The following is a 21697-nucleotide window of genomic DNA, read 5'->3' as shown; positions in this document are numbered from 1 at the left end:
CCTCGCGGCGTTCGATGGCCTCTTCCAGACCGTCGTAGAAATAGCTGACCGGCGATTCCAGCGCCTCGGCCAGCTGCCACAGGCGGGCGGCCGAGATGCGGTTGGCGCCGCATTCGTATTTCTGGATCTGCTGGAAGCGGATGCTGACCTGGTTGGCCAGCTGTTGCTGCGTCAGGCCCAGCAGGCGCCGGCGGCGGCGCAGGCGGCGTCCCANGGACGTATTTGATCGCGTTCGCGTTCAGGTCACGGAAGCTACGGGGCGCCGCATTCGTATTTCTGGATCTGCTGGAAGCGGATGCTGACCTGGTTGGCCAGCTGTTGCTGCGTCAGGCCCAGCAGGCGCCGGCGGCGGCGCAGGCGGCGTCCCAGGTGAAGGTCGATGTCGGTGGCCATGGCCCCTGTTTCCCCATCTTGGCAGGCTGTCCCGAAGCGGGACGGCTCGCCCCTCACGCGGCAAGCCCCATGCCGCGCTCGCGTAACGGGGGATTGTCGAAGAGCAACGTTCTATTACCCAAGCGCAACCGTTACCGTTCACGTGCATTTACCGCCCAGAGCATTGGGCTTCACGGGAGATCAAGATGGGTTTGGGAATCATTGGCTGGATCGTCATCGGCATCGTCGCCGGCTGGCTCGCTGAAAAAGTTATGGGCCGCAGCCACGGCCTGCTGACGAACCTTATCGTCGGCGTCATCGGCGCCCTGCTGGGCGGCTTCATCGCCGGCAACCTGCTGGGTATTCCGGTCGGCGGCTTCAACCTGATCACGCTGCTGGTCGCCTTCCTCGGCGCCTGCCTGCTGCTGTTCCTGGTTGGTCTGGTCAAGCGCCGCACGTAAGGGCGACGCCCTTCCGAAACGACGAAGGGCGGCTCCATCCGGAGCCGCCCTTTTTCCTGTCTACTCCTGGCCGTCCTCGACCACGCCCGGCGCCTGACCGGCGGCGCATGGGCCCAGATAGACGCTCTGGCCGCGCTCGCTGCTCTCGACCGTCTCGCCGTTCGGCAGCGTCGCCTTGTAGTCCATGTTCATGTTCGCGCGGGTCTTGAAGTCGCCGGTCATGGTGATGCTCAGACTGGCCGGTTTGCCGTCCGCCATACATTTGCGGTCGAAGCGCACGCCGCCGGGAATCCGGCTCGCCGTATCCGTGCAGCCTTCCATGGCTTCCGGCGTCTCGAACGGTTTGGCGGGCCCTTCGCAGCGCGTCTCGATCTCGGGCTCGCCGCCATCCCGCACCGTGGTCGTGCGCCACAGGCCGGCGCGGGGGCTCGGGAAATCGGCGGTGGTGATCGGCGCGCCGCTTTCGCTTGCCGTGGCCTCGACGGGTTCGCCAGCGTCCTTGCGGTCGGCTTGCGAGCAGGCGGTCAGGGCGAGGGCGCCGGAGGCGGCGATCATCAGGGGCAGGAAGCGCATGGGTGTAATCTTTCTGGAGGACGCCCGCGCTTGTGCCCTTTTCCCGGCCGGTCGGCTCGCATCCGGCGACGAGTTTGCGACGAAGCGAAGCCGTTACAGAGCGCCTCCCGCAGGGACAGCGTCGGGGATCTCGACAAGGACGACGTCATGGACCCGCATGGGAATGGAGATTGTCGCCTTGCCGTCTGCGCCGGCGATGGCGACGGCGCTCTGCGCGGCGTCGGTCGTGACGTCATGCAGCGCCTGAACCTGCGCCGTGGTCAGCGACGGGGGAGAGCCCATGGCGAGCCAGGCGGTGTGGGCGTCATTGGCCTCGAACCCCACGCGCCGGATGCGGACGGCGTGGCTACCCGGACGGAGGCCTGAAACCGCGATGTTGAGCGCCGGAGCCGCGCCCGGCTCGCGTATCCGCGTATAGAAAGAGCGATCACTGACGTCCTGCACGGGCGGTTCGTAGCGCCACGCCAGCAGTTGCAGGGTGCGGTCCCTGATCGCCGCAATGCTCCGGCTGTCGCCGGTATCGAGCCGCCGGTCGCCAAGGCTGTTCAGGTATTTGTAGGCGAAGAACGCGGGCTTGCGAACGCCCTGCGGGTTCAGCAGGCCGAAACCGCCCTGGAAGGGCAGGGTCTGGGGCCCTGTCTCCTCGAACAGGTCGCTGAACGTCCAGTAGCTCATCGACTGCACCAGACCTTCGCTCTGGTGCAGATGGTCAAGAATGTAGGACGCGCTGATGTAGTCGTCATGGATAGGGTCGCGCGGGCTGAAGCTGGCGCTCCACTCGGTGATGTGGATCGGCAGGCCGGGACGCGACGAGTTTACGACCTGATGACGGGCCATGCGCAGGTCCAGCATAACCTCATCGGAATTCGCGGACAGCTTGACGTCGGCTTCGCCGTTCTCGTCCAGAAAGCCGCCCTTGGTCCCGTAGGAGTGGCCGGAGACGAAATCGACCGGCAGGTCGTGGGCGTCTGCGTAGCTGAGGAACTCCGTAACCCAGCCGATGCCCGCTGTGGCCGGCCCGCCTATGCGCAGTTCCGGATCGACCGCCTTTATCGCACGCGCGGTGCGACCATAGTACTCGAGATAGGCCGTCTGGTCCGCGCCCTCCCAGAAGCTGGCCAGATTGGGCTCATTCCAGAACTCGAAGAACCAGGTCCGCACCTCCTCCCGTCCGTAGCGGTCGATCAGATGCCGGGTGAAGGCCTCGACCAGCGCGGTCCATTTCTCCGGCTCGGGGTGGGATGTATTGCCGCGCCAGTGGAAGATCGTCTGGTCCGACGTCCGCATGTCGTGCGGCGTGAACCCCAGCTCCACGAAAGGTTTCAGGCCCAGCGCCAACAGCCGGTCGTACAGCGCATCGATGCGCGTCCAGTCATAGACCGGGCGTCCGTCGACCTCGCGATAGACACCCATGTCGTCATGGAAGATGGCGTGGAAGCGGATGTACCGGAACCCGATCTCTTCCTGCACGGTCGCTAGCTGAACCAGGCTTTCCTCGCGACCGAGCACGCCCGGATAGTCTGCGCCGATGGCGAAATCGGGCATGCGATCCCGCGCCCTCCCGGCGCTTGCGGCGTTGATCGAGATGGCGCGCGCTGCCGGCGTGTCCTGCGCCGCGGCGGGAGACGGAGCCAGCGCGTCGGCGCAGACGAGGGCGGCAAGACAGGCGGCGGCCTCGAGCCATCCGAGTTCTCTGGACACTGGCGACCCCTTAAAGTCCCGATCAAATAATCATACTAAATCTTCGTCCATGGAAGTCCACCGGTCGGATCTTCACGCCGGAATTACAAAGGGCGGCCCCTTCTGGAGCCGCCCTCGTCTTTGTGACCTGACTGGATCAGGCGCCGGGCTTGTCCGGCTTCTGGCCCTCGGCGGGGGCCGGCGTCGCGCCGGTGTGGCCCGAATGGTCCGGGCTGGCCGGGGTGGCGGGCGTCGCCGGAGTCGCAGGCGCGGCCGGGGTTGCAGGCGTAGCCGGCGTCACGCCCGGATCGGCGGGCGTCGCAGGAGTCGCCGGCGTGGCGGGTTCGGCGGGCTCGGCCGCTTCATCCGCTTCAGCAGCCGGTTCGTCGACCGGGGTCGCCGCATCGTCGATGGCGGTGGCGGCGGCGAACTGGGCGCTGGTCCAGCCCACGGCGACGCCGGCGCCGTCTTGGCGGACGCCGCCGGACACCGGGATGCCGCGCAGTTCGCCGTCGGCGCCGCGCACGGTCAGTTCCTGGCCGGATTCAGTGTTGCGGGCGCCTTCGAGCTTGCCCAGCAGAGCGCCGTCCGAACCCTTGACGTCGGATCCGGGCTGAAGCGTCAGGCTCTGGGGCTGCTCAGCCGCCTGCGGGGCCGCCGTGGCCGGAGCCGGCGGGGTTTGCGTGGCCGTGCCGTCCTGGGCGAACGCGGGAGCGGTCATGAGGAACAGGCCGGCGACGCCAGTGAGGAGCGCGGTCTTTCGCATGATGTCTGCCTTGTCAAAGCGAGCGGGGAGGCGCTCGCACCGACTGGCTAACACGGTCCATGACGGTTTGTTTCGGCTGCCCCGAAATGACCTTGGCCTTGCCCGGATTGGCCGATTCCCGCTCCCGGAGCGCCATAACGAAGGCAGGGCGTCAGTCGATGGCGGTGGTCAGGGCCTCGACGACCACCCCCTCGGTCAGCAACTGGGGCAGGATGCGGGGCTCGGCGGACCCGGGCGAATAGAGCAGGTACAGGGGCACGCCGGACCGGCCGTGGCGCTGTAGTTCGGCGGTGATGGCGTCGTCGCGCCGGGTCCAGTCGCCGACCAGATACAGGGCGCCGGTCTGTTCCATGGCCGCCGCCACGCCGGGGGAGGTGAGGGCCGTCCGCTCGTTGATCTTGCAGGTCACGCACCAGTCGGCGGTGAAATTGACCAGCACGGGCCGGCCCTCGGCCAGCGCAGCCTCGACGGCCGCGGCGGACCAGGGCGCGCTCGTCGGCCCCGAGGTTTCGGCGTTGGCCGGAACGCCGTCCGCCGCCGGCGTCCGCGCGGCCATGACCGTCGCGCCGATGGCCAGCAGCAGGGCCAGCAGGGCCGCCGCCAGATGCAGCAGGCCGCGCCGGCCCGCCATCCGTTCGGCCTGCCCCTGACCCGCCAGCCACAGGCCCAGCGCCAGCAGCACGCCCGCGACGAACAGCAGTCCCAGGGCGTCCGCGCCCGCCTGCCGCCCGAACACCCAGGCCAGCCACAGGGCCGTCGCATACAGGGGGAAGGCCAGCAGCCCTTTCAGCCGCTCCATCCACGGGCCGGGCTTCGGCAGGCGCGCCAGCAGGCCCGGCGTCAGGCTCACGGCCAGATAGGGCAGGGCCAGACCCAGCCCGAGCCCGAGGAAGACCAGCAGCGCCATCGGCCACGGCATCAGCAGCGCCGCCCCCAGCGCAAAGGCCATGAAGGGCGCGGTGCAGGGCGCCGCGACGATCACCGCCAGCGCGCCGGTGAAGAAGGCTCCGGCCCCGCCGGGCAGGCGCGACAGGGGACCCGAACCGGCGCCCTGCAGCCCGCCGCCGATGTGGAAAACGCCCGACAGGTTGAGGGCCACGGCCAGCATCAGCAGCGCCAGCCCCGCCATGACCGGCGGCGACTGCAGCTGGAAGCCCCATCCGACCGCCTCGCCGGCCGCCCGCAGCGCCAGCAGCACGCCCGCGAGCAGCAGGAAGGTCGTCAGCACCCCGGCCAGAAACGCCAGCCCGTCGCGCCGGGCGTGACGCGCGTCATGCGCCGACGCCGCCAGCGACGCCGCCTTCATCGCCAGTATGGGGAAGACGCAGGGCATCAGGTTCAGGATCAGTCCGCCCAGAACGGCGAACAGCAGGGCCTGCGCGAACGTTGCCAGACCGGCTCCCTCGGTCGTGGCGCTCTCCGCCGCCGCCCCGGCGTCGGGCCCCGCGGCCATAGCGCCGGAACCGGATGTACCGGCCAGCGCCGCCCCCGGTTCAGCGTTGATCTCGAACGCCCCATGCGCCGTGGCCAGCACGCCCGCGACCGGTCCGGTCAGACCCTCCGCCCGCGTGGTTCCGCCCGGCGTCAGCCGTAGCGTCAGCCCCTGCGCGCCCCAGCTTCCGGTCTGGGCGGCCGGATGGTCGATGACGCCACCCTCGAAGGGGAAGAAATAGCTCGGGCCGGGATCACGTCCCGCCAGCGGCCCGCCGGCCGCGCTCAGGACCAGCACGTCGTTCTCCATGACGATCCGCGCCTCGATCCCGGCCGGCCGGGGCGCCGTCTCCAGGATGGGCGCGATCGCCGCCCCGTGGCGCGGGTCCGGCGGCGCGGCGCCCTCGCGCACCGGCAGGGTCAGGCTCAGGGTCAGTTCGTCCGGCACGCACATCTCGGCGCTGCAGACGAGGAACAGGGCCTTGACCGTCAGCGGCAGGGAGGTCCCCGCCCGCGCCGTCGTTGGTATCTCCACCGGCACGGGCAGATAGACTTCGCCGGAATAGCCGTAGTTCATCAGCCCCGACAGCCGCTGCCGCTCGGGCAGGGGCCAGACGATCTCGCCCGCCTTGACGCCGGGCGGCGTGGTCCATGTCAGGGTCGTCGCCCCCCCGGAATCGCCGGGATTGCGCCAATAGGTGTGCCAGCCGGGCTGGATGGTCTGTTTGACGGCGATCACCGCCGTCGACCCCGGTGCGGCCCAGGTCGACATCGCCACCAGTTCGGCCTCGATCCGCTCGGTCCGCTGCGGCTGCGCGAAGGCGCTGCCTGCGGCGAGCCACAGCACGGCGGCGATCAGGATTCGTGCAAACAGGGACACGCGGGCTCCAAGAGGGTTCGGCGGAACCCTAGCCGTCCCGACCCCGTCGCGTCACCTCAGCGGCGGGGAACTGCGTCAATCAGGACTTCGGTGCGCCGGCGCATGGGTTCCTGAACCCCGGTGTTGGCCACGGCGCCGGTATCGCCGGCCGCTTCGACGTCGAACGCCGGCGCAGGCCATCCAGCCCCGGTCAGCGCCTCGGCCACCGCCACGGCGCGCCGCTGCGACAGGCTCATGTTTGACGCCGCGTCGCCCGTGGCGCTCGCCAGACCCAGCACCTGCACCTTGCGGATCTCGCAGCCCTGCAACTGCGCCGCCGTCATGCCGATGGCCTGCCGCGCCGGCTCCGTCAGCCGCGCCTCGCCTTCCGTGAAATAGACCTCGAACCGCTTTTCCGTGCAGGCCGACGGCTCCACGACCAGATCGCTCCGGTTCCTGAACCCCGGCGTCGAACAGCCCGCGACAGCCAGGATCAGACCCGCCGCCAATATCGATCGCTTCATCCCAGCCCTCCATCGACCTGTAAAAAGGGCGGCCCGCCACTCGACGAACCGCCCTGATATTCAAGCGAAAACCCTGCGCCTAGTAGCGGCGCTGACCGTTCTCCCAATAGCATTCGTCCTGGCGACCATCATAGCAATAGTAATACCGGTTCTGGCTGTCCCGGTAGCGTTGCTGATTGGCGCGGTCCTGGTTCGAACCACGGATGGCGCCGGCTGCGCCGCCGACAACGGCGCCGATAGCCGCGCCGGTCGCGGCGTTGCCGCCGCCCACGTTGTTGCCGATGATGGCGCCGGCGACAGCGCCGAGGCCGGCGCCGATGGCGCCCTGGCGAGTTGCCTCATTGGTGGTGTAGCCGTCGCTTGCGCAGGCGCTGGCCAGCAGGCCGGTGGCCGCGATCGCGATGATTGCCTTGTTCATGGGTATGTCCTTCATCCCTCGGGTTCGCCCCTGCGGTGAGAACGCTGGATTACTGTGGCGGTTCCCCCGCTATGATGGCGGTCGGGCCTGTCTCAGGCTCCAACGGCGTTGCGCGAGACGCGCGCGATGCCGCTTCATGTGTAAAGACGGGGGTCTTGATGCGTTTTTCTGAACCTGTCCGCATGGCGGACGATGGCGAGCACAGTCCGGTGTGGGCGCGCACGAAGCGCCGCGGCGGCAATCCGCTGGTGGGGATCCTCGTGACCCTTCTGGCGCTGTTCGGCGTGCTCACCGCGGTGCTCGGTATCAAGGAGCAGTCGCTGGCCGAGGGCGGGGCCATGATGGACGGCTGGATCGCCAAGGGCGTCGACACGGTGAAGGGCAAGGCGCCTGAAGCCGCAGACCAGGCCGCCGACGCGACTGTCGCCGCCGCGGAGAAGGCGGGAGATGCCGCCCAAGCCGGCGCCGCCGCCGCTTCCGACGAGCTTAAGAAGCAATAGTCACGCTTCAGGGCCGCGCCGCCGGAACATCGCCCTGAGCGGGGCGTTCGGGCGGCATGACAGATGCCTTGACGCCGACCGTTGATCCGACGGCCACGCCAGCCGACGTGGCCGTCGAACCGCGCGTGCTGACGCCCCACGTCGCGCTGAAGCGGGTCGTCATGCTCGTTAATCCGGCCTCGGGCAGCGTGGGGCCTGCCGCCGCGGACGAGGCCGAGGCCGTCCTGTCCGAATATGACTGCGAAGCCTCGGTCGTCTCACTCGAGAGCGGGAGTTTCGACGACCAGATACAGGCCGCGCTCGATGCGAAGCCCGATGTGCTGTTCGTCCTGGCCGGGGACGGCACGGCCGGGACGATCGCCTCACGCGCCGGGCCGGACGGTCCGTTGGTCGCCCCCCTTCCGGGCGGCACCATGAACATGCTGCCCAAGGCCCTGTACGGAACCGCCGACTGGAAGGCCGCCCTCCGGCTCGCGCTGGAAGAAGGCGCGCCGCAGTGCGTCGCGGGCGGCGAGGTGTCCGACGGCCAGACATCCTCCGTCTTCTATTGCGCCGCCATTCTGGGCTCGCCCGCACTGTGGGCTCCCGCGCGGGAAGCGGTCCGCGAGGGCAAGCTGAAACTGGCCTGGATGTACGCCCGCCGCGCCCTGCGCCGGGCCTTCTCGGGCAAGATGCGCTTCTCTCTCGATGGCAAGGCGCCGCGTCGCGCCGAGGCGCTTGTCCTTATCAGCCCGATGATCTCAAGGGTGATGGACGAGAATACCGGCCTTGAGGCCGCCGCCATGAACCCGTCCGACGCCGCCCAGGCCTTCCGGCTCGCGGCGCACGCGGTGTTCAGCGACTGGCGCCAGGACCCCGCGGTGACCACCAAGGCGATCCAGCGCGCGACTGTCAGCGCCCGCTCCCGCATTCCCGCCGTGGTCGACGGCGAACCGATACTGCTGTCCCACGAGGCGAAGGTGAAGTTCATCCGCAACGCGTTCCAGGCCCTGGCCCCCAATCCGCCCGCCGCCGAGGACAGCGTCTAGTGGGGCGGATTCTCCAGTTCTCCGACATCCATTTCGGGGTTGAGCACAAGCACGCCTGCGCCGCCGCGGTGGAGTACGCCCACGCCAACAAGCCCGATCTGGTCCTGATCACCGGCGACATCACCCAGCAGGGTTTTCCGGACGAGTTCGAGGCCGCTGGACGCTGGATCAATGAGATGCCCGAGCCGCGGTTCGTCATCGTGGGCAATCACGATGTGCCATACTGGGGGCTGTTCGCCCGGCTGTTCGCGCCGTGGAAAGCGTTTGAGAAGGCCACGGGCCACCCGGCGCACGACCACCAGTTTCTCAGCCCCACGGTGATGGTGCGCGGCGTCGTCACCGCCCGCGGCTGGCAGGCCAGGATGAACTGGTCGAAGGGCGTCATCGACCTGATGCAGACGCGCAAGGCCGCGGAAGCCCTGCGACAGGCGCCGGTCGGGGCCCTGAGGATTCTCGCTTGCCACCATCCGCTGGTCGAGATGATCGGCACGCCGATGACCGGCGACGTGAAGCGCGGCGACGCCGCCGCCCTGATCTTCGCCGAGGCCGGCGTCGACATCATCGCCACGGGTCACGTCCATGTGCCCTTCGCCCTGCCGATCAGCCTGGGCGATCACTGCTCCTATGCCGTCGGGTGCGGAACGCTGTCGCACCGCGAGCGCGGGGCGCCGCCCAGCTTCAACCAGATCGAATGGGACGCGCACGAGATCACGGTGACGGCCATCGCCTGGAACGGCGAACGGTTCGAGCCCGGCCAGATGTGGAAGCTTCCGCGCCGTCAGGACACGCGCAAGATCGCGACCGCGCCGGACCCCAATGTGGCCGGAGAAAAGGAAAAGGCCGCGGTCTGATCGACCGCGGCCCCATTCTTTCAGACGGCTCTGCCGCCTAGATTCGACGTCCCCTGCCCGTGACGAAATGCACGATCAGCAGGATGATGAAGATGACGAACAGCACATAGGCGATGTTCATCGAAAGACCGGCCACGCCCCCGGCGCCGAGAGCGCCGGCGACCAGCGCCAGTACGAGAAAAATAAGGGCCCAACGAAGCATCAGCGGTTCCTTCCAGAGCGGTTGATCGGAGGAGCGACAACCGCCGCGCCTGTTGGATCAACGTTCTGGAACCTGCGACGTTCCGCCTCACCGGCGGCGGCTGCGACCGTGCGGTTTCTCGGTGAAGGCGGCCGCGACCATGGTGGCCAGGGCCGGATTCCGGAGGAATATCCAGCCACCCGCCAAGGCCGCTACCGTGCCGAGGATCGGCCGCTGCTTGAACAGGCTGTAGGCGCGCGCGCCCAGACCGGACGACTCTTCCTCGTACTCTTCTTCGTCTTCGCTACGGGCGAGGAAGACCATGGCCACGACGCCGGCCACGATGGCGAACAGCAGGAAGGTGACGGCCGCGGCCGCCAGCGGCACGAGAACCAGCTGCAGGGCGAAGAAGATCGTCGCCCCCAGCGCGAGAACGGCCACGAAGCCGGCGCCCGCCACGACCGAAGCCGCGACGGCTTTCTTGACCAGATTCCTGGCCAGCCCCCCGCCGAACATCAGCGGCGACGACCGGCGAGCAGCAGACCCAGCACAACGCCGACGCCGAGCGCGATGGCGGTCGACTGCACGGGCCGTTCCTGCACCCGTTCGGTGATGTAGCGCTGGGCTTCGTCGAAGCGCTCCTGCGCCTCGTCATAATATTCCTGACCCCGCACGCGGGCTGTGTCGTAATAGCCGCGGGCCCGCTCGCGCAGGACTTCGGACTGTTCGCGCAATCGGGCTTCGGCCTCGGCGGCCTTGGCCCGGACGCGGGTTTCGGCGTCCGACGCCTTCTCGCGCAGACGCGCCTTTTCCTCGGCGCCGAGAACCTTCAGGTCGTCCTTGAGCGTGTTGAGATCGTTCTTCACGGCAGTCCGTGCCGCCTTGGTCGTGGCCATGATGCGCGCTCCGATGTTTCAAGCTTGGCTGTTAGATAGAGAATTCAAAGCCGGAACGCCACCGCACGGCGCAGGTTCCCGCATTGCACCATTTCCGACGGCTGGCGAAGCGCCGCATCCGGGCATAGACAGGCGTCATGACCGACTGGCTGTTTGACCCCGCGCCCACGCCCTCGCTGCCGATCCATGGCAGCGCGCAACGCTTTCCCGTCCGGCGCATCCTTTGCGTCGGCCAGAACTACGCCGCCCATGCGAAAGAGATGGGTCATGAGCGGGCTGAGCCTTTCTTCTTCACCAAGCCCGCCGACGCGGTGGTGGTCGACGGCGCCGACCCCGTCTTCCCCCTGGCCACTTCCAATCTGCACCATGAGGTGGAACTGGTCTGCGCCGTCGGGGCGGACGGAACGATCGTCGGCTGGGCCGTCGGTTGCGACCTCACCCGCCGTGACCTGCAGGCCGCCGCCAAGGAGAAGGGCCGTCCGTGGGACGCGGCCAAGGGCTTCGACCAGTCGGCGCCCTGTGGACCCGTCACCCTCGGCGCCCTGCCGGATCCGGCGGCTCCCATCGCCCTGTCTGTCAACGGCCAGGCGCGCCAGGCCGGCCAGCTGGACGACATGGTCTGGAATCCCGAGGAAATCCTCGCCAAGGCGCGCACCCTCTGGGACGTGCAGCCGGGCGACCTGATCTTCACCGGCACGCCCGAGGGCGTCGGCACGCTGCAGCCCGGCGACCGGGTCGAAGCCTCCATCGGCGGCCTTGAGCCGCTCGCCTTCACCCTGGTCCCGCGATGATCCTGCACGGCTACTGGCGCTCGGGGGCGGCCTACCGCGTCCGCATCGCCCTGAACCTCAAGGAACTCGCCTACGATCAGCAGGGCATCGATCTGCGCACCGGTGCGCAGAGGTCAGAGGCCTTCGTCGTCCTGAACCCGCAGGGCATGGTGCCCGCGCTCGAGGTCGACGGCGCTGTCCTGACCCAGAGCCCCGCCATCCTCGAATGGCTGGAGGAGACGCACCCGCAGCCGCCGCTGCTTCCCGCCAATCCGATCGGACGCGCCCATGTCCGCGCCATGGCGGCGCTGATCGGCTGCGACATCCATCCGCTTAATAATCTGCGCGTCGGCAAGGCCCTGCGCGAAACATTCGGCGCCGACCAGACCGCCGTCGACGCATGGGCCGCGCGCTGGATCATCCCGGGCTTCACCGCCCTTGAGGCGCTGGTCACGCGGCACGGTCAGGGCTGGTGTTTCGGCGCCGCCCCCACCCTGGCCGACTGCTATCTGATCCCGCAGATCTATTCGGCGCGGCGCTTCAACGTCGCCCTCGACGCCTTCCCGCGCCTGCTCGCTATCGACGAGGCCGCGAAACAGCACCCCGCCTTCGCCGCCGCCCATCCGGACGTCCAGCCCGACGCGGACTAGGCCAGGAAGCGTTCCACCGCCGCCAGAAACCGCCGCGGCTGGTCGATCATCACCATATGTTCGGCGCCCTCGATCCGCTCGAAGGTCGCGGGTCGGCGCAGGCGCGCATAGGCCCCGCGGAACAGGCTGTCGGCGCGGGCGCGGGGTGAGTTCTGGTCCGCGCTCCAGCCATAGACGACCGTCACCGGCGCCGTGATGTCGGGCAGGCGGCGGCGCAGGTCGACCGTCATCACCTCGTACAGCGACTGGGCCAGCACCCGGCGGTCGCCGCCCTGCCAGCCCATCGATCCGAACACGGCGTCGGCGGCTCCGCCCAGCTCCAGCCCCATCGACCGACCCCGCGTCTTCAGCGCTTCGTCGCCGAGAAACTGGATCGCCTGATAGGCCAGCTGAGCGATCGGCTCGACATCGCCGACCGTCGCGCCCGGGCTGATCAGGGCCGCGAAGAAGGGCGAGGAGTCCACCGCCATCACCCGTCCTACCCGGGCGCCGGCGTCGGCCGCGATGCGGATGCCGACCTGACCGCCCATCGAATGACCGATGATTGCAGGCCGCTCCAGCTGCTGTTCGGCCATGTAGCGGCGCACCTCATTGGCCACGCCCGGCATGACCGATCCGTCGGCGTTGCCCTGCGCCGCCAGATCCCCGAAGCCGCGCACCGAGACCAGATGCAGCCGCCGTCGCCCCGCCAGCTGATCGGCCAGTCCGGACCACACCGCCGCCGTCGAGGCGAGGCCGGGGATCAATATGACATCGGGTCCGCGCCCGCGCGTCGTCACTGTGATGCGCGGAGACCGGAACGCGGTTTGCGCCCACGCGACCGGACCGGACGCCAGCAGGGCCGCCCCGGTCGCGAATCCCTTCAGTATCTGCCGTCTTTGTTCCATGGCGTCTTCGGTCTAGCGTTCCGTTCCCGGAACGCAGGGAGGTCCAGAATGAGCCAGCCGTCCGACGAAATCGTCTTCTACACCAACCCCCAGTCGCGCGGCCGTATCGCGCGCTGGATGCTGGAGGAGGTCGGCCGCCCCTACCGCACCGTCGTTCTGGATTACGGCACGACGATGAAGGCCCCCGAGTATCGGGCGATCAATCCGATGGGCAAGGTGCCGGCGATCACCCATCGCGGCGTGACCGTGACCGAGGGCGCGGCCGTCTGCGCCTATCTGGCCGACGCCTTCCCGGAGGCTGGTTTGGCGCCGGCGCTCGACGACCCGGCACGCGGGACCTATCTGCGCTGGATGTTCTTCGCGGCCGGGCCGCTGGAGGCCTCTGTGACCGCCAAGGCGCTGAACCTGCTGGCGCCCGCCGACCGCGCGGCCATGGCCGGCTACGGGACCTTCGAAAACGTGGTCGATGCGCTGGAGACGGCGGTGTCGGGACCCGGGCCATGGATCCTCGGCGACCGTTTCAGCGCCGCCGACGTCTATGTCGGCAGCCAGATCGGCTGGGGTCTCATGTTCAAGACCCTGCCGGAGCGCGACGCCTTCAAGGCCTATGCGGAACGGCTGTTCCAGCGCCCGGCCGCGATCCGCGCGCGAGAGATCGACGACGCCCTCATCGCGGCGGCCCAGTCGAACGGTTGAGGAAGCAGTCTAGCCCTGGGCGGGGCGCAGGGCCGTCGGCGCGGCCGCGGCCGGAGCTGCGGCGGCGCGCTGCTGGCCGCCGACCGGACGGCGTTCGCCGCCGGCGGCGCGGATGCGATCGATGCGGGCCTTCTCGGCCTTGAACGCCGCCAGATCAGCCCCGGCCAGAATGGTGCCCTCGGTGGTGCGCACGCCCGCCGGATTGATCCGCTGACCGCCGCGCCACAGCTCATAGTGCAGGTGCGGACCGGTCGAGGCGCCGGTCGAACCGACATAGGCGACGATCTGTCCCTGACGGACGCGCTGGCCGGCGCGGACGCCCGAGGCGTAGCGCGACAGGTGGCCGTAGCCGCTGTCGAGGCCATTGGCGTGACGAATGCGAAGCCAGTTGCCGTAGCCGCCCCAGCGGCGGGCCTCGACGACGACGCCGTCGGCCGGCGCAACGACGGGCGTGCCCATGCCTGCGGCGAAGTCGATGCCCTGGTGCATCTTGCGATAGCCGGCGATCGGATGACGGCGGAAGCCGAACGAGGACGAAACCCGGAAGCCGCGTTCCAGCGGCGTGCGCATGAAGGCCGAACGCGTGTTCTTGCCCGTGGCGTCGAAATACTGGGGCTCCTTCGCCCCGGCCGGCTGGAAGCGGTAGAACACCACGCCCTTCAACGAGGCGTACAACAGGCCCCCGGAGTCGATGGTGCGGCCGTTCTCGGTGACGGTGCGATCGAACACATAAGTGAATTCGTCGTCCGCCTGGACGTCGCGATCCATGTCCAGCTTGTGCGAGAACAGCCGGCCGGCGGCGCGGGTGATCGCCGCCGGGGCGCCTTCGCGGCGAGCCGTGCGCGACAGCGAGCCCTCGACCTTGCCGGTCAGGACGACGGTCTCGTGCGTGACCTTCTCTTCCAGCGCGCGCAGGCGCAGGGCGCCGTCGAAGCTGCGCGAGACGGTCAGCTGGGTCGCCGGACCCGTGCGCATCGTCAGGCCGATCAGCCGGGGATTGCCCCGGCCGCCGCGCGGCTGGGAAATGGCGGTCTCGAAGCGCTGGCCCGCGCGCATCGAGGTCACGTCCATGGCGTTCGACAGGGTGGCGGCGACGGCGGAGGCTTCTTCCGGCGCGATGCCCGTGCGGCGCACGGCCTGCTCGAAGGTCTCGCCGCGGCGGATCTGGACCGGAATGGCTTCCGGCGTGGTCAGGCCGGCGGGCGTGCCGGCGGCGGCGAACGCCTGGTCGGCCAGGGCCGAAATCTGGAATTGGGTCAGAGGCGGAGCCTCTTCCGCTTTCGCGGGTTGGTATACGCGGCCGGCAAGAAGAGCCACCGAGATCGCCGCAACCGCCGTCAGGGCGTGAGGCGCGATACGCATCGGTTGGCGACGTGGATCGAACTGAGCCATCGGTCCCCGAAAAACGACGACGCCGTCCGGCGCCTGAAGCCACTGGTTACAAGGATCGCGCCGGAGCCACCCCCTCGCGAGACAGGCCATATAGCCGGTCGATCCCATGATGGGAAGACGGATCGTTACAGACCGTTAACCGGAGCCGTAATCGTCGGTAAAGCTTGCGTGAACCAAGAGATTATCGTGCGAGTTGAACAGTGTATTCGCGGCCATGCGAACAGGAGTCGCTCTGAACGTGTGTGATCCATCTCGACGCGACTCTCGATGCATTCAAAGTGGCGGATGCGCCACTCAACTGTGCTTCAACCGCCACGCTCCTAGTATTGGACAGGTTTCCGGGTTTGTTCAGCAGGCTTCCCGCGCGGCCCCCGGTCCGGCTATGACCCGCGGATGAGCGCTGACGCCCCGTCCGCCCCTGTTCCACGGCGTCCCCGCGCGAGCGGTCGTCGTCCCCTGATCATCGTCGGCGTCGTGCTCGGCGTTCTGCTGATCCTGTTCGCTGTGGCGTGGCTGAACCGCCGCGCCGCCACCCGTCAGGTGCTGATCGGCTGGCTGGAGCAGAAGGGCGTCGACGCCGACATGGAGATCGAGCGGCTCGAGATGGACGGTCTCGTCGCCCGCATCCGCATCGGCGATCCGGCCAACCCTGACGTCACGATCGAACGGGTCGAGGTCGACTACGGCATCGGCGCGCCCTGGTCGAAGGGCGGTCTCGGCGTCACCCCGACCCGCATTCGTCTGGTACGCCCCGTCGTCCGCGCCAGCGTGCGCGGCGGCAAGCTCACCTTCGGTTCGCTGGATCCCCTGATCGAGGAATTCACCGGCCGACCGCCGCGGCCCGACAGTCGGTCGCCGCTGGTCATCGTAGAGCGCGCGCGGGTGCGGCTCGACACCGACTACGGCCCCGCCAACATTCTCGGCGACGCCCGCGTCGATAACGGAAAGCTGATGCGGCTGGTCGCCCGGATGCCTGCAACCGCCTTCAAGAGCGGCGAGGCGGAGGCGCGCGGGCTCAGCGCCGCTGTCGACCTGACCACCACCGGCGACCGCATCGCCGTGCGCTTCGACGCCGCCGCCGAGCACGCGAGCCTGCCCGGCCTCGCGGGCGACGCAGCGAAACTGATCCTGACCGGGAACCTGCCGTATCCCGACCTGAAGGGCCGCCGTGGCGACGGCCGCGCTGCGATCAACGCCGCCCTGACCGCGGCCCGCCTGTCTTCCGGCGAGACCACGGCGCGCGGCGCGGACGCCCGCCTCGGCTTCACCGGCCAGACGACCGGCTGGCTCGAGGCCTTCCGCATCACGGGCGCAGGCGACCTCGACGTACGCGCCGCCCGGGTTGACGGTCCGGGAACAGCCGCCTCGGGCGCTCGTCTGCGGCTGGACGGCGCCGACACGACCTTCAGCCGCGACGCGAACGGCTTCGGCTGGCGACTGCAGGGCCCCGCGACGGTCACCGCCGCGCGCGCCTCCGGCGCCGGCCTCGACGGAACGGCGGTGACCCTGCGCTCGGCCGGCCTCACCCTGGGCGGGCGCAACGCCGCCCTCGAGGCCGAGGGCCCGATGGCGATCTCGGCGACGCGTCTGGCCTGGGACGACCTGACCCTGAACGGCGTCAACGGCGGCGGGCGTCTTGACCTCGTCGTCGACGGCGGTCTGCGCGCCGCTGCGACGGGCTCCCTGACCGCCGCGCGCGGCAGCTGGCCGTTGTTCGGTCCCGCAAGCCGGGACGACGTGCCCGAACTGGCCGGGATGAAACAGGCCCTGTCCGCCTTCGCCGTCGACATCCCCGCCTTCAGCGTCACCGCCGGCCCGTCGGGGGCGCGGGTCGCCCTGACCCGGCCCGCGACCCTTCGTCCCGTCAACGGCGGCGTCCTTGCCTTGCGCCCCGCCGCCGAACCGATCTTCTCGGCCCGGCGCGGTGAGCTCGGCGGCGGCGCTCTCAGTCTGACCGCGACGCGGGGCAGGGGCCTGCCCGAGGCCGCCTTTGGCATTCCCGACTGGCGCCTGACGCCCACGGGCTTCACGGCGACCCTCGATGGCCGCGCCGCCCTCGACTTCGGTCTGGCCCGGGGCATCGCGGTGCAGACGCGTGGGCGGCTGACCTCGTCGAACGGCCGCGTCACCTATGTCGCCGCTGGCTGTGGTCCGGTTACGGTCGAGCGGCTGGAACTGGACGAGAGCGACGTCACCGCCCTGACCGGCCAGATTTGCCCCGCCGCCCGCCCATTGGCCAGCATCGCCGACGGCGGCTGGCGGTCCGACGGAACCGTGCGCGGCTTCAGCGCCGACGCCCCCTTCCTGGCGCTGCATTTCGGCGCGATCCAGGGCGGCTTCACCGCCATCGGCGGGCCGCGGGGCATCACCCTCGACGCTCGGGTGGCCGAGGCCGTGGTTTCCGACGCCACCACCCCGTTGCGTTTCAATCCACTCGGCGCATCCGGCTCGGCCCGGATGACGGGCGAGGACTGGACCGGCGCCTTCGACCTGACCCGCAACGGCGCCGCGCTGGGCCGTCTCACCCTGGCCCACGATGGCGCCGCGGGGGTTGGCGGCGTCGTCATCGACGCTCCGTCCATCGTCTTCGCCGAAGGCGGCCTTCAGCCCGGCGATCTCAGCCCCCTAGCCGGCGACTTCGTCGGCTCGCCCGCCACGGGTTCCGCGGCATTCAACGGCCGCATCGACTGGCGCGCCGACGCCGAAGGGACCAGCTCCGGCCGCCTCACCATTCCGGGCCTCGACTTCGTCAGTCCGGCGGGGCCGGTGAAGGGCCTGCGCGGAACCGTCGACTTCATCAATCTGGCTCCCCTGACCGCCGCCCCCGGCCAGCGGCTGACAGTCGACCGGCTGGAAACCTTTACCCCCCTGACCGACATCGAGCTGACCTTCGGCCTCGACAAGGCGGCGGTGACCATCCAGGGCGGCGACCTCGCCGTCGCGAGCGGCCACGTCAGCGTTGAGCCCTTCGCCGTGCCTCTGGATCCGACCCAGCCGATCACCGGCGTCATCGTCCTCGACAAGGTTCAGCTGGGCGAGGTCATCGCCGGCTCCGGCTTCGGCGACAAGGTCATGCTGGACGCCCTCGTCTCGGGCCGCCTGCCGTTTACCTACACGGCCGCCAGCGGCGTCCGCATCACGGGCGGCTCGCTCGCCGCCGTCCAGCCCGGCCGCCTGTCCATTGCGCGCGAGGCCCTCAGCGGGCTCGAAGCCGGCGGGGGCGGGGAGGGCGTGCCGCCCAATACCATCCAGGACCTCGCCTACCAGGCCATGGAGAACCTGTCGTTCGATCTGCTCTCGGCCGAGGTGAACAGCCTCGACGAAGGCCGGATCGGCGTCCTGTTCCGCATCCGGGGCCGCCACGACCCGCCGCAGCGGCAGGAATTGCGCATCTCCATCGCGGACTTCATCAGCCGGGAGTTCCTGAACCGCGAACTGCCCCTGCCATCCGGCACGGGCATTGATCTGACGCTGGACACCACGCTGAACCTCAACCAGCTGGTCGGTGATCTGCTGGAGCTGAACCGCGCCCGCAACGGCGAGGCGACACCGAGCCCGCCGTCGATACCGGTGGCGCCATAATCCTGCAGCCTTCGCCGTTCAGAACCCGTTCACCCCGTCGGGCGTTAAGTCGCTGAGGATTAAGACCGGAGACCACCGCATCATGACCCGGACGCGCACACGCCTCGCCCTCCTCGGCCTTGTGGCCGCCCTCGGCGCCAGCGCCTGCACGCCCACGGTTCGGCTGCAGGTCGACCCGATCCAGATCTACGCGAAACTCGACGCCGATGTTCGCGTGCGCCTCGACAAGGAGCTTCAGGACCTCCTCGTCGAAAATCCCAACCTGTTCTGACGCGAAAGTTGACCCAGATGTCTTTCCGCAAATTCTTCGTCGTCGCCGCCGCTGTCGCGGCTCTGGGCGTCGCCGCGGGTGCGGCCTTCGCCCAGACCTCGGCCCAGAAGTCGATGATCGACGCCGCCAAGGCGCAAGGGACCGTGGGCGAACAGGCCGACGGCTATGTCGGCTTCCGCGTCCCGTCGTCTGATGCAGCCCTTACCCAGGCGGTTCAGGCCACGAACAGCGCCCGTCGCGACGCCTACGCCCGCAGCGCCCAGGCCGCCGGCACGACCCCTGATGTCGCCGGCGCCCGGATGTTCGAGGGCCAGTTGCTGCCGCGCATCAGCTCGGGCCAGTGGTACCGCAACGCGCAAGGGCAGTGGGTCCAGCGCTAAGCGCTGCCTTACGGACCCTTCCAACGCCAGCGGGGTTCCCGGTGCAGCCGGATGTTCCGGCGTGATGGGACTGATGATGCGCACCGCCTCGCAATGCATGGCCATGGCGGTCCGGATGGACGGCCTCGCCGCGCGCGTCGCGGTGCCCTCCATGCGCGCCGAATGGACCAGCATGGCGCTGTACTGGCGTGGCCTCGCGAGTCAGGCCGACTGGCAGGACCGGTACGCCGCCCGCCGCCTTTAAAGTCGGCTTCCCAACGTAATTTCCTCAACGTCACTTTTGCGCGTAAAGCGTCGGGGCAGGCCGCCTTTCCGCGCGCCCGCGCTGGACCGCCCCTCGACCATGCCGACGACGATCCCCGGGATCGAGGATGCCCAGACGCTCGCCCAGGCGATCGTGGACACCATCCATGAGCCTCTGCTGGTCCTCGACGGCGACCTGACGGTCCTGGCCGCCAGCCGCGCCTTCTATGAAATCTTCAAGGTCGATCCCGCCCACACCATGGGGCGGCTGCTCTATGACCTGGGCGACGGCCAGTGGAACATTCCGGCCCTGCGTCTGCTGCTCGAGACCATCATTCCCGAGAAGACGGCAATGGACGGGTTCGAGGTCGATCACGACTTCCCCGGCGTCGGCCGGCGCAACATGCTGCTGAACGCGCGCAAGGTGATCTACGAGACCAGTTCCAACAGCACCATCCTGCTGGCCTTCACAGACGTCACCGCCCGCCGCGCCGTGGAGCGGCAGCTGGCCGACCTGCTGGAGCACACCGAGGAGCTGCTGCGCCAGAAGCAGATCCTGCTGCAGGAGATGCAGCATCGCGTCGCCAACAGCCTGCAGATCATCGCCAGCATCCTGCTGATCAAGGCCCGCGCCGTGACCTCCGATGAGACCCGCCTTCATCTGCGGGACGCGCATCAGCGGGTCCTGTCGGTCGCCGAGGTCCAGTCCCATCTCCACGCCTCAGGCGATCTCGACCAGATCGAGGTCGGTCCCTATCTGACCAAGCTGTGCGCCAGCCTCGCCGCCTCGATGGTCGGCGAAACCCAGCCGATCGCCATCCGCGTGGACGCCGACCACGGCTTCATCGGCTCGGACAAGGCCGTCAGCATGGGCCTGATCGTCACCGAACTGGTCATCAACGCCATCAAATACGCCTTTCCGACCGACCGCGCCGACGCGCTCGTTCTGATCACCTATGCGAGCGCTGGCGACGGATGGACCCTTGTCGTGCACGACAACGGCGTCGGCGCTGTGGACGCCGTGCCTTCAGCGCAAGGCGGTCTCGGCACCGCCATCGTCGAGGCGCTTGTCAAACAACTGGACGCGCGCATGACGCTGGCTCCCAACCCGGGAATGACGGTGTCGATCAGCCACGCGGCATAGCGCTCGCATCCGCCGCCCATCGCGCCTAAGTCTCGCCCATGGCTCTCCGCCTCCTCCGCAACCTCGCCATCGCCGCCCTCGTCTCGGCCGCCGCCACGGGGCTGATCAGCGTCTTCTGGACGATGATCGGCGGCGGCGACTTGCCGCTGCACGGCTGGATCGCCCTGTCGCTGGGGGTGCTGGGCACGGTGGTGCTCGCATGGGTGCTGATGGGCCTGGCCTTCAAGTCTGACCGCGAGGGCTGGGACGACCGCGTCGACAACACGCTGGATCCCGGCCGGGACGAAACCGACTCTTGAGCGGACGCCCGGCCCGCGCGATAGGTCGCGCATGACAGACACGCCCGCACATCCGTCCGACATCACCTACGCCGGCTATCTGGCCCTGGACGACCTGCTGGCCGCCCAGCACCCGATCTCGAACGAGCACGACGAGATGTTGTTCGTCGTCATCCACCAGACCAAGGAGCTGTGGCTCAAGCAGATCCTGCACGAGGTCACCCTGGCCCAGTCGCTGGTCCGCGCCGGCGATCTGGTCCCCGCCTACAAGAGCCTCGCCCGGGTCAGCCGCATCCAGGCCGTCATGACCATGAGCTGGGACATCCTGGCCACCATGACCCCCGCCGACTATCTGCGCTTCCGCGGCGTGCTGGGCTCGTCCTCGGGCTTCCAGAGCGACCAGTTCCGCCGCTTCGAATACATGCTGGGTCTCAAGGACGAGCGATTCCTGCGCTTCCACGAGGAGCGGCCGGACGCCCACGCCGCCCTGCGGTCTGCCTTGGCCGCGCCCAGCCTCTATGACGACGCGCTGCATCAGCTGGCCGCCGCCGGCCTGCCCGTCCCGGCGGAGGTCCTGAACCGCGACGTCAGCAAGCCGTGGGAGCCCTCGGAAGGCGTCGAGGCCGCATGGCTGGAGGTGTATCGCGACACGACCCGCTGGTGGCCGTTCTACCAGCTGGCGGAAAAGCTGGTCGATCTGGACGACGCCCTTCTGACCTGGCGGCACAAGCACGTGGTCACCGTCGAACGCATCATCGGCCGCCGCCGCGGCACCGGCGGCACAGAGGGCGTCGCCTATCTGACCGAGACGCTCCAGCGCCGCTGCTTCCCCGAGCTCTGGTCGCTGCGCACGAAATTGTAGAA

General features: G+C 69.1%; 26 protein-coding genes and 1 pseudogene. 14 read left to right on the top strand and 13 right to left on the bottom strand.

The features are described 5' to 3' along the window. Both ASD25_RS16730 and ASD25_RS16725 read right to left on the bottom strand, forming a co-directional pair. A pseudogene (locus ASD25_RS16730) lies at positions 1-213 on the bottom strand (helix-turn-helix domain-containing protein); the annotation flags it as partial. Between the two features lie 39 nt (positions 214-252). Continuing rightward, the gene (locus ASD25_RS16725; RefSeq protein ID WP_369816604.1) at positions 253-393 is read right to left on the bottom strand and encodes a helix-turn-helix domain-containing protein; all 141 of its coding nucleotides are present in this window, start codon (positions 391-393) and stop codon (positions 253-255) included. Positions 394-578: 185 nt separating this feature from the next. Between ASD25_RS16725 and ASD25_RS16720 the strand changes: the two genes are divergently transcribed. Next, positions 579-833 carry a GlsB/YeaQ/YmgE family stress response membrane protein gene (locus tag ASD25_RS16720; protein WP_056619092.1) on the top strand — a complete coding sequence of 85 codons (255 nt, stop codon included), beginning with the start codon at positions 579-581 and terminating at the stop codon, positions 831-833. 60 nt (positions 834-893) lie between these two features. Here the strand turns inward: ASD25_RS16720 and ASD25_RS16715 are convergent, their stop codons facing one another. The 6 genes from ASD25_RS16715 to ASD25_RS16690 all read right to left on the bottom strand — a co-directional run bounded on the left by ASD25_RS16715 (position 894) and on the right by ASD25_RS16690 (position 7084). Next, positions 894-1406, bottom strand: a complete 513-nt coding sequence (locus tag ASD25_RS16715; protein ID WP_056619088.1) for a DUF3617 family protein — start codon at positions 1404-1406, stop codon at positions 894-896. A gap of 93 nt (positions 1407-1499) precedes the next feature. After that, entirely contained in the window at positions 1500-3107 is a 1608-nt protein-coding gene (locus ASD25_RS16710; RefSeq protein WP_200943641.1) for a beta-xylosidase, read from the bottom strand. Between the two features lie 136 nt (positions 3108-3243). Further along, on the bottom strand, positions 3244-3852 hold the full coding sequence (locus ASD25_RS31020; RefSeq protein ID WP_162252077.1) for a hypothetical protein: 609 nt from the start codon (positions 3850-3852) through the stop codon (positions 3244-3246). 151 nt (positions 3853-4003) lie between these two features. After that, positions 4004-6163, bottom strand: coding sequence for a protein-disulfide reductase DsbD family protein (locus ASD25_RS16700; protein WP_369816602.1), 2160 nt, complete (start codon positions 6161-6163; stop codon positions 4004-4006). A gap of 56 nt (positions 6164-6219) precedes the next feature. Continuing rightward, a complete protein-coding gene (locus tag ASD25_RS16695; RefSeq protein WP_056619085.1) occupies positions 6220-6666 on the bottom strand; it encodes an OmpA family protein in 447 nt (148 codons plus the stop codon). 79 nt (positions 6667-6745) lie between these two features. After that, entirely contained in the window at positions 6746-7084 is a 339-nt protein-coding gene (locus ASD25_RS16690) for a glycine zipper domain-containing protein (protein ID WP_056619082.1), read from the bottom strand. Positions 7085-7266: 182 nt separating this feature from the next. Here ASD25_RS16690 and ASD25_RS16685 point away from each other — a divergent pair, with 182 nt between their 5' ends. From ASD25_RS16685 to ASD25_RS16675, 3 genes are read left to right on the top strand one after another with little or no spacing between them, the layout of a single operon-like run. Next, complete coding sequence (locus ASD25_RS16685) at positions 7267-7584, top strand: hypothetical protein (RefSeq protein WP_235562762.1); 318 nt, start codon at positions 7267-7269, stop codon at positions 7582-7584. Between the two features lie 56 nt (positions 7585-7640). Next, a complete protein-coding gene (locus ASD25_RS16680; RefSeq protein WP_056619076.1) occupies positions 7641-8612 on the top strand; it encodes a diacylglycerol kinase family protein in 972 nt (323 codons plus the stop codon). Beyond that, positions 8612-9463: a metallophosphoesterase gene (locus tag ASD25_RS16675; protein WP_056619072.1), complete on the top strand. Its 852-nt coding sequence runs from the start codon at positions 8612-8614 to the stop codon at positions 9461-9463. Before ASD25_RS16680 ends, ASD25_RS16675 begins: the two co-directional genes overlap by 1 nt. Before the next feature lie 37 nt (positions 9464-9500). On the opposite strand, the gene ASD25_RS29555 is transcribed toward ASD25_RS16675, so the two are convergent. The 3 genes from ASD25_RS29555 to ASD25_RS16665 all read right to left on the bottom strand — a co-directional run bounded on the left by ASD25_RS29555 (position 9501) and on the right by ASD25_RS16665 (position 10540). Next, on the bottom strand, positions 9501-9665 hold the full coding sequence (locus tag ASD25_RS29555) for a DUF1328 family protein (RefSeq protein ID WP_082572478.1): 165 nt from the start codon (positions 9663-9665) through the stop codon (positions 9501-9503). A gap of 87 nt (positions 9666-9752) precedes the next feature. Beyond that, entirely contained in the window at positions 9753-10160 is a 408-nt protein-coding gene (locus tag ASD25_RS16670; RefSeq protein ID WP_056619069.1) for a hypothetical protein, read from the bottom strand. Next, on the bottom strand, positions 10160-10540 hold the full coding sequence (locus ASD25_RS16665) for a DUF883 family protein (RefSeq protein WP_056619066.1): 381 nt from the start codon (positions 10538-10540) through the stop codon (positions 10160-10162). Before ASD25_RS16665 ends, ASD25_RS16670 begins: the two co-directional genes overlap by 1 nt. Before the next feature lie 137 nt (positions 10541-10677). Here ASD25_RS16665 and ASD25_RS16660 point away from each other — a divergent pair, with 137 nt between their 5' ends. Next, the gene (locus ASD25_RS16660; RefSeq protein ID WP_056619063.1) at positions 10678-11331 is read left to right on the top strand and encodes a fumarylacetoacetate hydrolase family protein; all 654 of its coding nucleotides are present in this window, start codon (positions 10678-10680) and stop codon (positions 11329-11331) included. Next, complete coding sequence (maiA, locus tag ASD25_RS16655) at positions 11328-11960, top strand: maleylacetoacetate isomerase (protein WP_056619061.1); 633 nt, start codon at positions 11328-11330, stop codon at positions 11958-11960. The genes ASD25_RS16660 and maiA overlap by 4 nt, the downstream gene beginning before the upstream one ends. On the opposite strand, the gene ASD25_RS16650 is transcribed toward maiA, so the two are convergent. Next, a complete protein-coding gene (locus ASD25_RS16650) occupies positions 11957-12706 on the bottom strand; it encodes an alpha/beta fold hydrolase (protein ID WP_235562761.1) in 750 nt (249 codons plus the stop codon). The genes maiA and ASD25_RS16650 overlap by 4 nt on opposite strands. A gap of 189 nt (positions 12707-12895) precedes the next feature. On the opposite strand from ASD25_RS16650, the gene ASD25_RS16645 reads away from it, so the two are divergent. Then, positions 12896-13543: a glutathione S-transferase family protein gene (locus ASD25_RS16645; RefSeq protein ID WP_056619055.1), complete on the top strand. Its 648-nt coding sequence runs from the start codon at positions 12896-12898 to the stop codon at positions 13541-13543. Between the two features lie 9 nt (positions 13544-13552). On the opposite strand, the gene ASD25_RS16640 is transcribed toward ASD25_RS16645, so the two are convergent. Next, positions 13553-14905 (bottom strand): M23 family metallopeptidase, encoded by a 1353-nt coding sequence (locus ASD25_RS16640; protein WP_235562760.1) that lies wholly within the window; start codon positions 14903-14905, stop codon positions 13553-13555. A 423-nt stretch (positions 14906-15328) separates the two neighbouring features. Here ASD25_RS16640 and ASD25_RS16635 point away from each other — a divergent pair, with 423 nt between their 5' ends. From ASD25_RS16635 to ASD25_RS16605, 7 genes are all read left to right on the top strand, one after another. Beyond that, entirely contained in the window at positions 15329-18517 is a 3189-nt protein-coding gene (locus ASD25_RS16635; RefSeq protein WP_056619050.1) for a YdbH domain-containing protein, read from the top strand. Between the two features lie 82 nt (positions 18518-18599). Next, positions 18600-18788, top strand: a complete 189-nt coding sequence (locus ASD25_RS16630) for a YnbE family lipoprotein (protein WP_056619047.1) — start codon at positions 18600-18602, stop codon at positions 18786-18788. A gap of 17 nt (positions 18789-18805) precedes the next feature. Continuing rightward, on the top strand, positions 18806-19168 hold the full coding sequence (locus tag ASD25_RS16625) for a YdbL family protein (protein ID WP_056619261.1): 363 nt from the start codon (positions 18806-18808) through the stop codon (positions 19166-19168). Positions 19169-19232: 64 nt separating this feature from the next. Continuing rightward, positions 19233-19412, top strand: coding sequence for a hypothetical protein (locus ASD25_RS16620; protein WP_056619043.1), 180 nt, complete (start codon positions 19233-19235; stop codon positions 19410-19412). Positions 19413-19511: 99 nt separating this feature from the next. Beyond that, on the top strand, positions 19512-20555 hold the full coding sequence (locus ASD25_RS16615) for a sensor histidine kinase (protein WP_056619040.1): 1044 nt from the start codon (positions 19512-19514) through the stop codon (positions 20553-20555). A 38-nt stretch (positions 20556-20593) separates the two neighbouring features. After that, complete coding sequence (locus ASD25_RS16610) at positions 20594-20854, top strand: hypothetical protein (RefSeq protein WP_056619039.1); 261 nt, start codon at positions 20594-20596, stop codon at positions 20852-20854. Positions 20855-20885: 31 nt separating this feature from the next. After that, positions 20886-21695, top strand: coding sequence for a tryptophan 2,3-dioxygenase (locus tag ASD25_RS16605; RefSeq protein ID WP_056619036.1), 810 nt, complete (start codon positions 20886-20888; stop codon positions 21693-21695). Positions 21696-21697: the final 2 nt, after the last annotated feature.

Source organism: Brevundimonas sp. Root1423, assembly GCF_001426805.1.
This window is presented reverse-complemented; position numbering and strand designations above follow the sequence as displayed.

What these genes read in the sequence shown, in the direction of transcription:
- ASD25_RS16725 (WP_369816604.1), bottom strand. Translation starts at nt 393, where the DNA reads ATGGCCACCGACATCGACCTTCACCTGGGACGCCGCCTGCGCCGCCGC.
- ASD25_RS16720 (WP_056619092.1), top strand. Translation starts at nt 579, where the DNA reads ATGGGTTTGGGAATCATTGGCTGGATCGTCATCGGCATCGTCGCCGGC.
- ASD25_RS16715 (WP_056619088.1), bottom strand. Translation starts at nt 1,406, where the DNA reads ATGCGCTTCCTGCCCCTGATGATCGCCGCCTCCGGCGCCCTCGCCCTG.
- ASD25_RS31020 (WP_162252077.1), bottom strand. Translation starts at nt 3,852, where the DNA reads ATGCGAAAGACCGCGCTCCTCACTGGCGTCGCCGGCCTGTTCCTCATG.
- ASD25_RS16695 (WP_056619085.1), bottom strand. Translation starts at nt 6,666, where the DNA reads ATGAAGCGATCGATATTGGCGGCGGGTCTGATCCTGGCTGTCGCGGGC.
- ASD25_RS16690 (WP_056619082.1), bottom strand. Translation starts at nt 7,084, where the DNA reads ATGAACAAGGCAATCATCGCGATCGCGGCCACCGGCCTGCTGGCCAGC.
- ASD25_RS16685 (WP_235562762.1), top strand. Translation starts at nt 7,267, where the DNA reads ATGGCGGACGATGGCGAGCACAGTCCGGTGTGGGCGCGCACGAAGCGC.
- ASD25_RS16680 (WP_056619076.1), top strand. Translation starts at nt 7,641, where the DNA reads ATGACAGATGCCTTGACGCCGACCGTTGATCCGACGGCCACGCCAGCC.
- ASD25_RS29555 (WP_082572478.1), bottom strand. Translation starts at nt 9,665, where the DNA reads ATGCTTCGTTGGGCCCTTATTTTTCTCGTACTGGCGCTGGTCGCCGGC.
- ASD25_RS16670 (WP_056619069.1), bottom strand. Translation starts at nt 10,160, where the DNA reads ATGTTCGGCGGGGGGCTGGCCAGGAATCTGGTCAAGAAAGCCGTCGCG.
- ASD25_RS16665 (WP_056619066.1), bottom strand. Translation starts at nt 10,540, where the DNA reads ATGGCCACGACCAAGGCGGCACGGACTGCCGTGAAGAACGATCTCAAC.
- ASD25_RS16660 (WP_056619063.1), top strand. Translation starts at nt 10,678, where the DNA reads ATGACCGACTGGCTGTTTGACCCCGCGCCCACGCCCTCGCTGCCGATC.
- maiA (WP_056619061.1), top strand. Translation starts at nt 11,328, where the DNA reads ATGATCCTGCACGGCTACTGGCGCTCGGGGGCGGCCTACCGCGTCCGC.
- ASD25_RS16645 (WP_056619055.1), top strand. Translation starts at nt 12,896, where the DNA reads ATGAGCCAGCCGTCCGACGAAATCGTCTTCTACACCAACCCCCAGTCG.
- ASD25_RS16640 (WP_235562760.1), bottom strand. Translation starts at nt 14,905, where the DNA reads ATGCGTATCGCGCCTCACGCCCTGACGGCGGTTGCGGCGATCTCGGTG.
- ASD25_RS16635 (WP_056619050.1), top strand. Translation starts at nt 15,329, where the DNA reads ATGAGCGCTGACGCCCCGTCCGCCCCTGTTCCACGGCGTCCCCGCGCG.
- ASD25_RS16630 (WP_056619047.1), top strand. Translation starts at nt 18,600, where the DNA reads ATGACCCGGACGCGCACACGCCTCGCCCTCCTCGGCCTTGTGGCCGCC.
- ASD25_RS16625 (WP_056619261.1), top strand. Translation starts at nt 18,806, where the DNA reads ATGTCTTTCCGCAAATTCTTCGTCGTCGCCGCCGCTGTCGCGGCTCTG.
- ASD25_RS16620 (WP_056619043.1), top strand. Translation starts at nt 19,233, where the DNA reads ATGGGACTGATGATGCGCACCGCCTCGCAATGCATGGCCATGGCGGTC.
- ASD25_RS16615 (WP_056619040.1), top strand. Translation starts at nt 19,512, where the DNA reads ATGCCGACGACGATCCCCGGGATCGAGGATGCCCAGACGCTCGCCCAG.
- ASD25_RS16610 (WP_056619039.1), top strand. Translation starts at nt 20,594, where the DNA reads ATGGCTCTCCGCCTCCTCCGCAACCTCGCCATCGCCGCCCTCGTCTCG.
- ASD25_RS16605 (WP_056619036.1), top strand. Translation starts at nt 20,886, where the DNA reads ATGACAGACACGCCCGCACATCCGTCCGACATCACCTACGCCGGCTAT.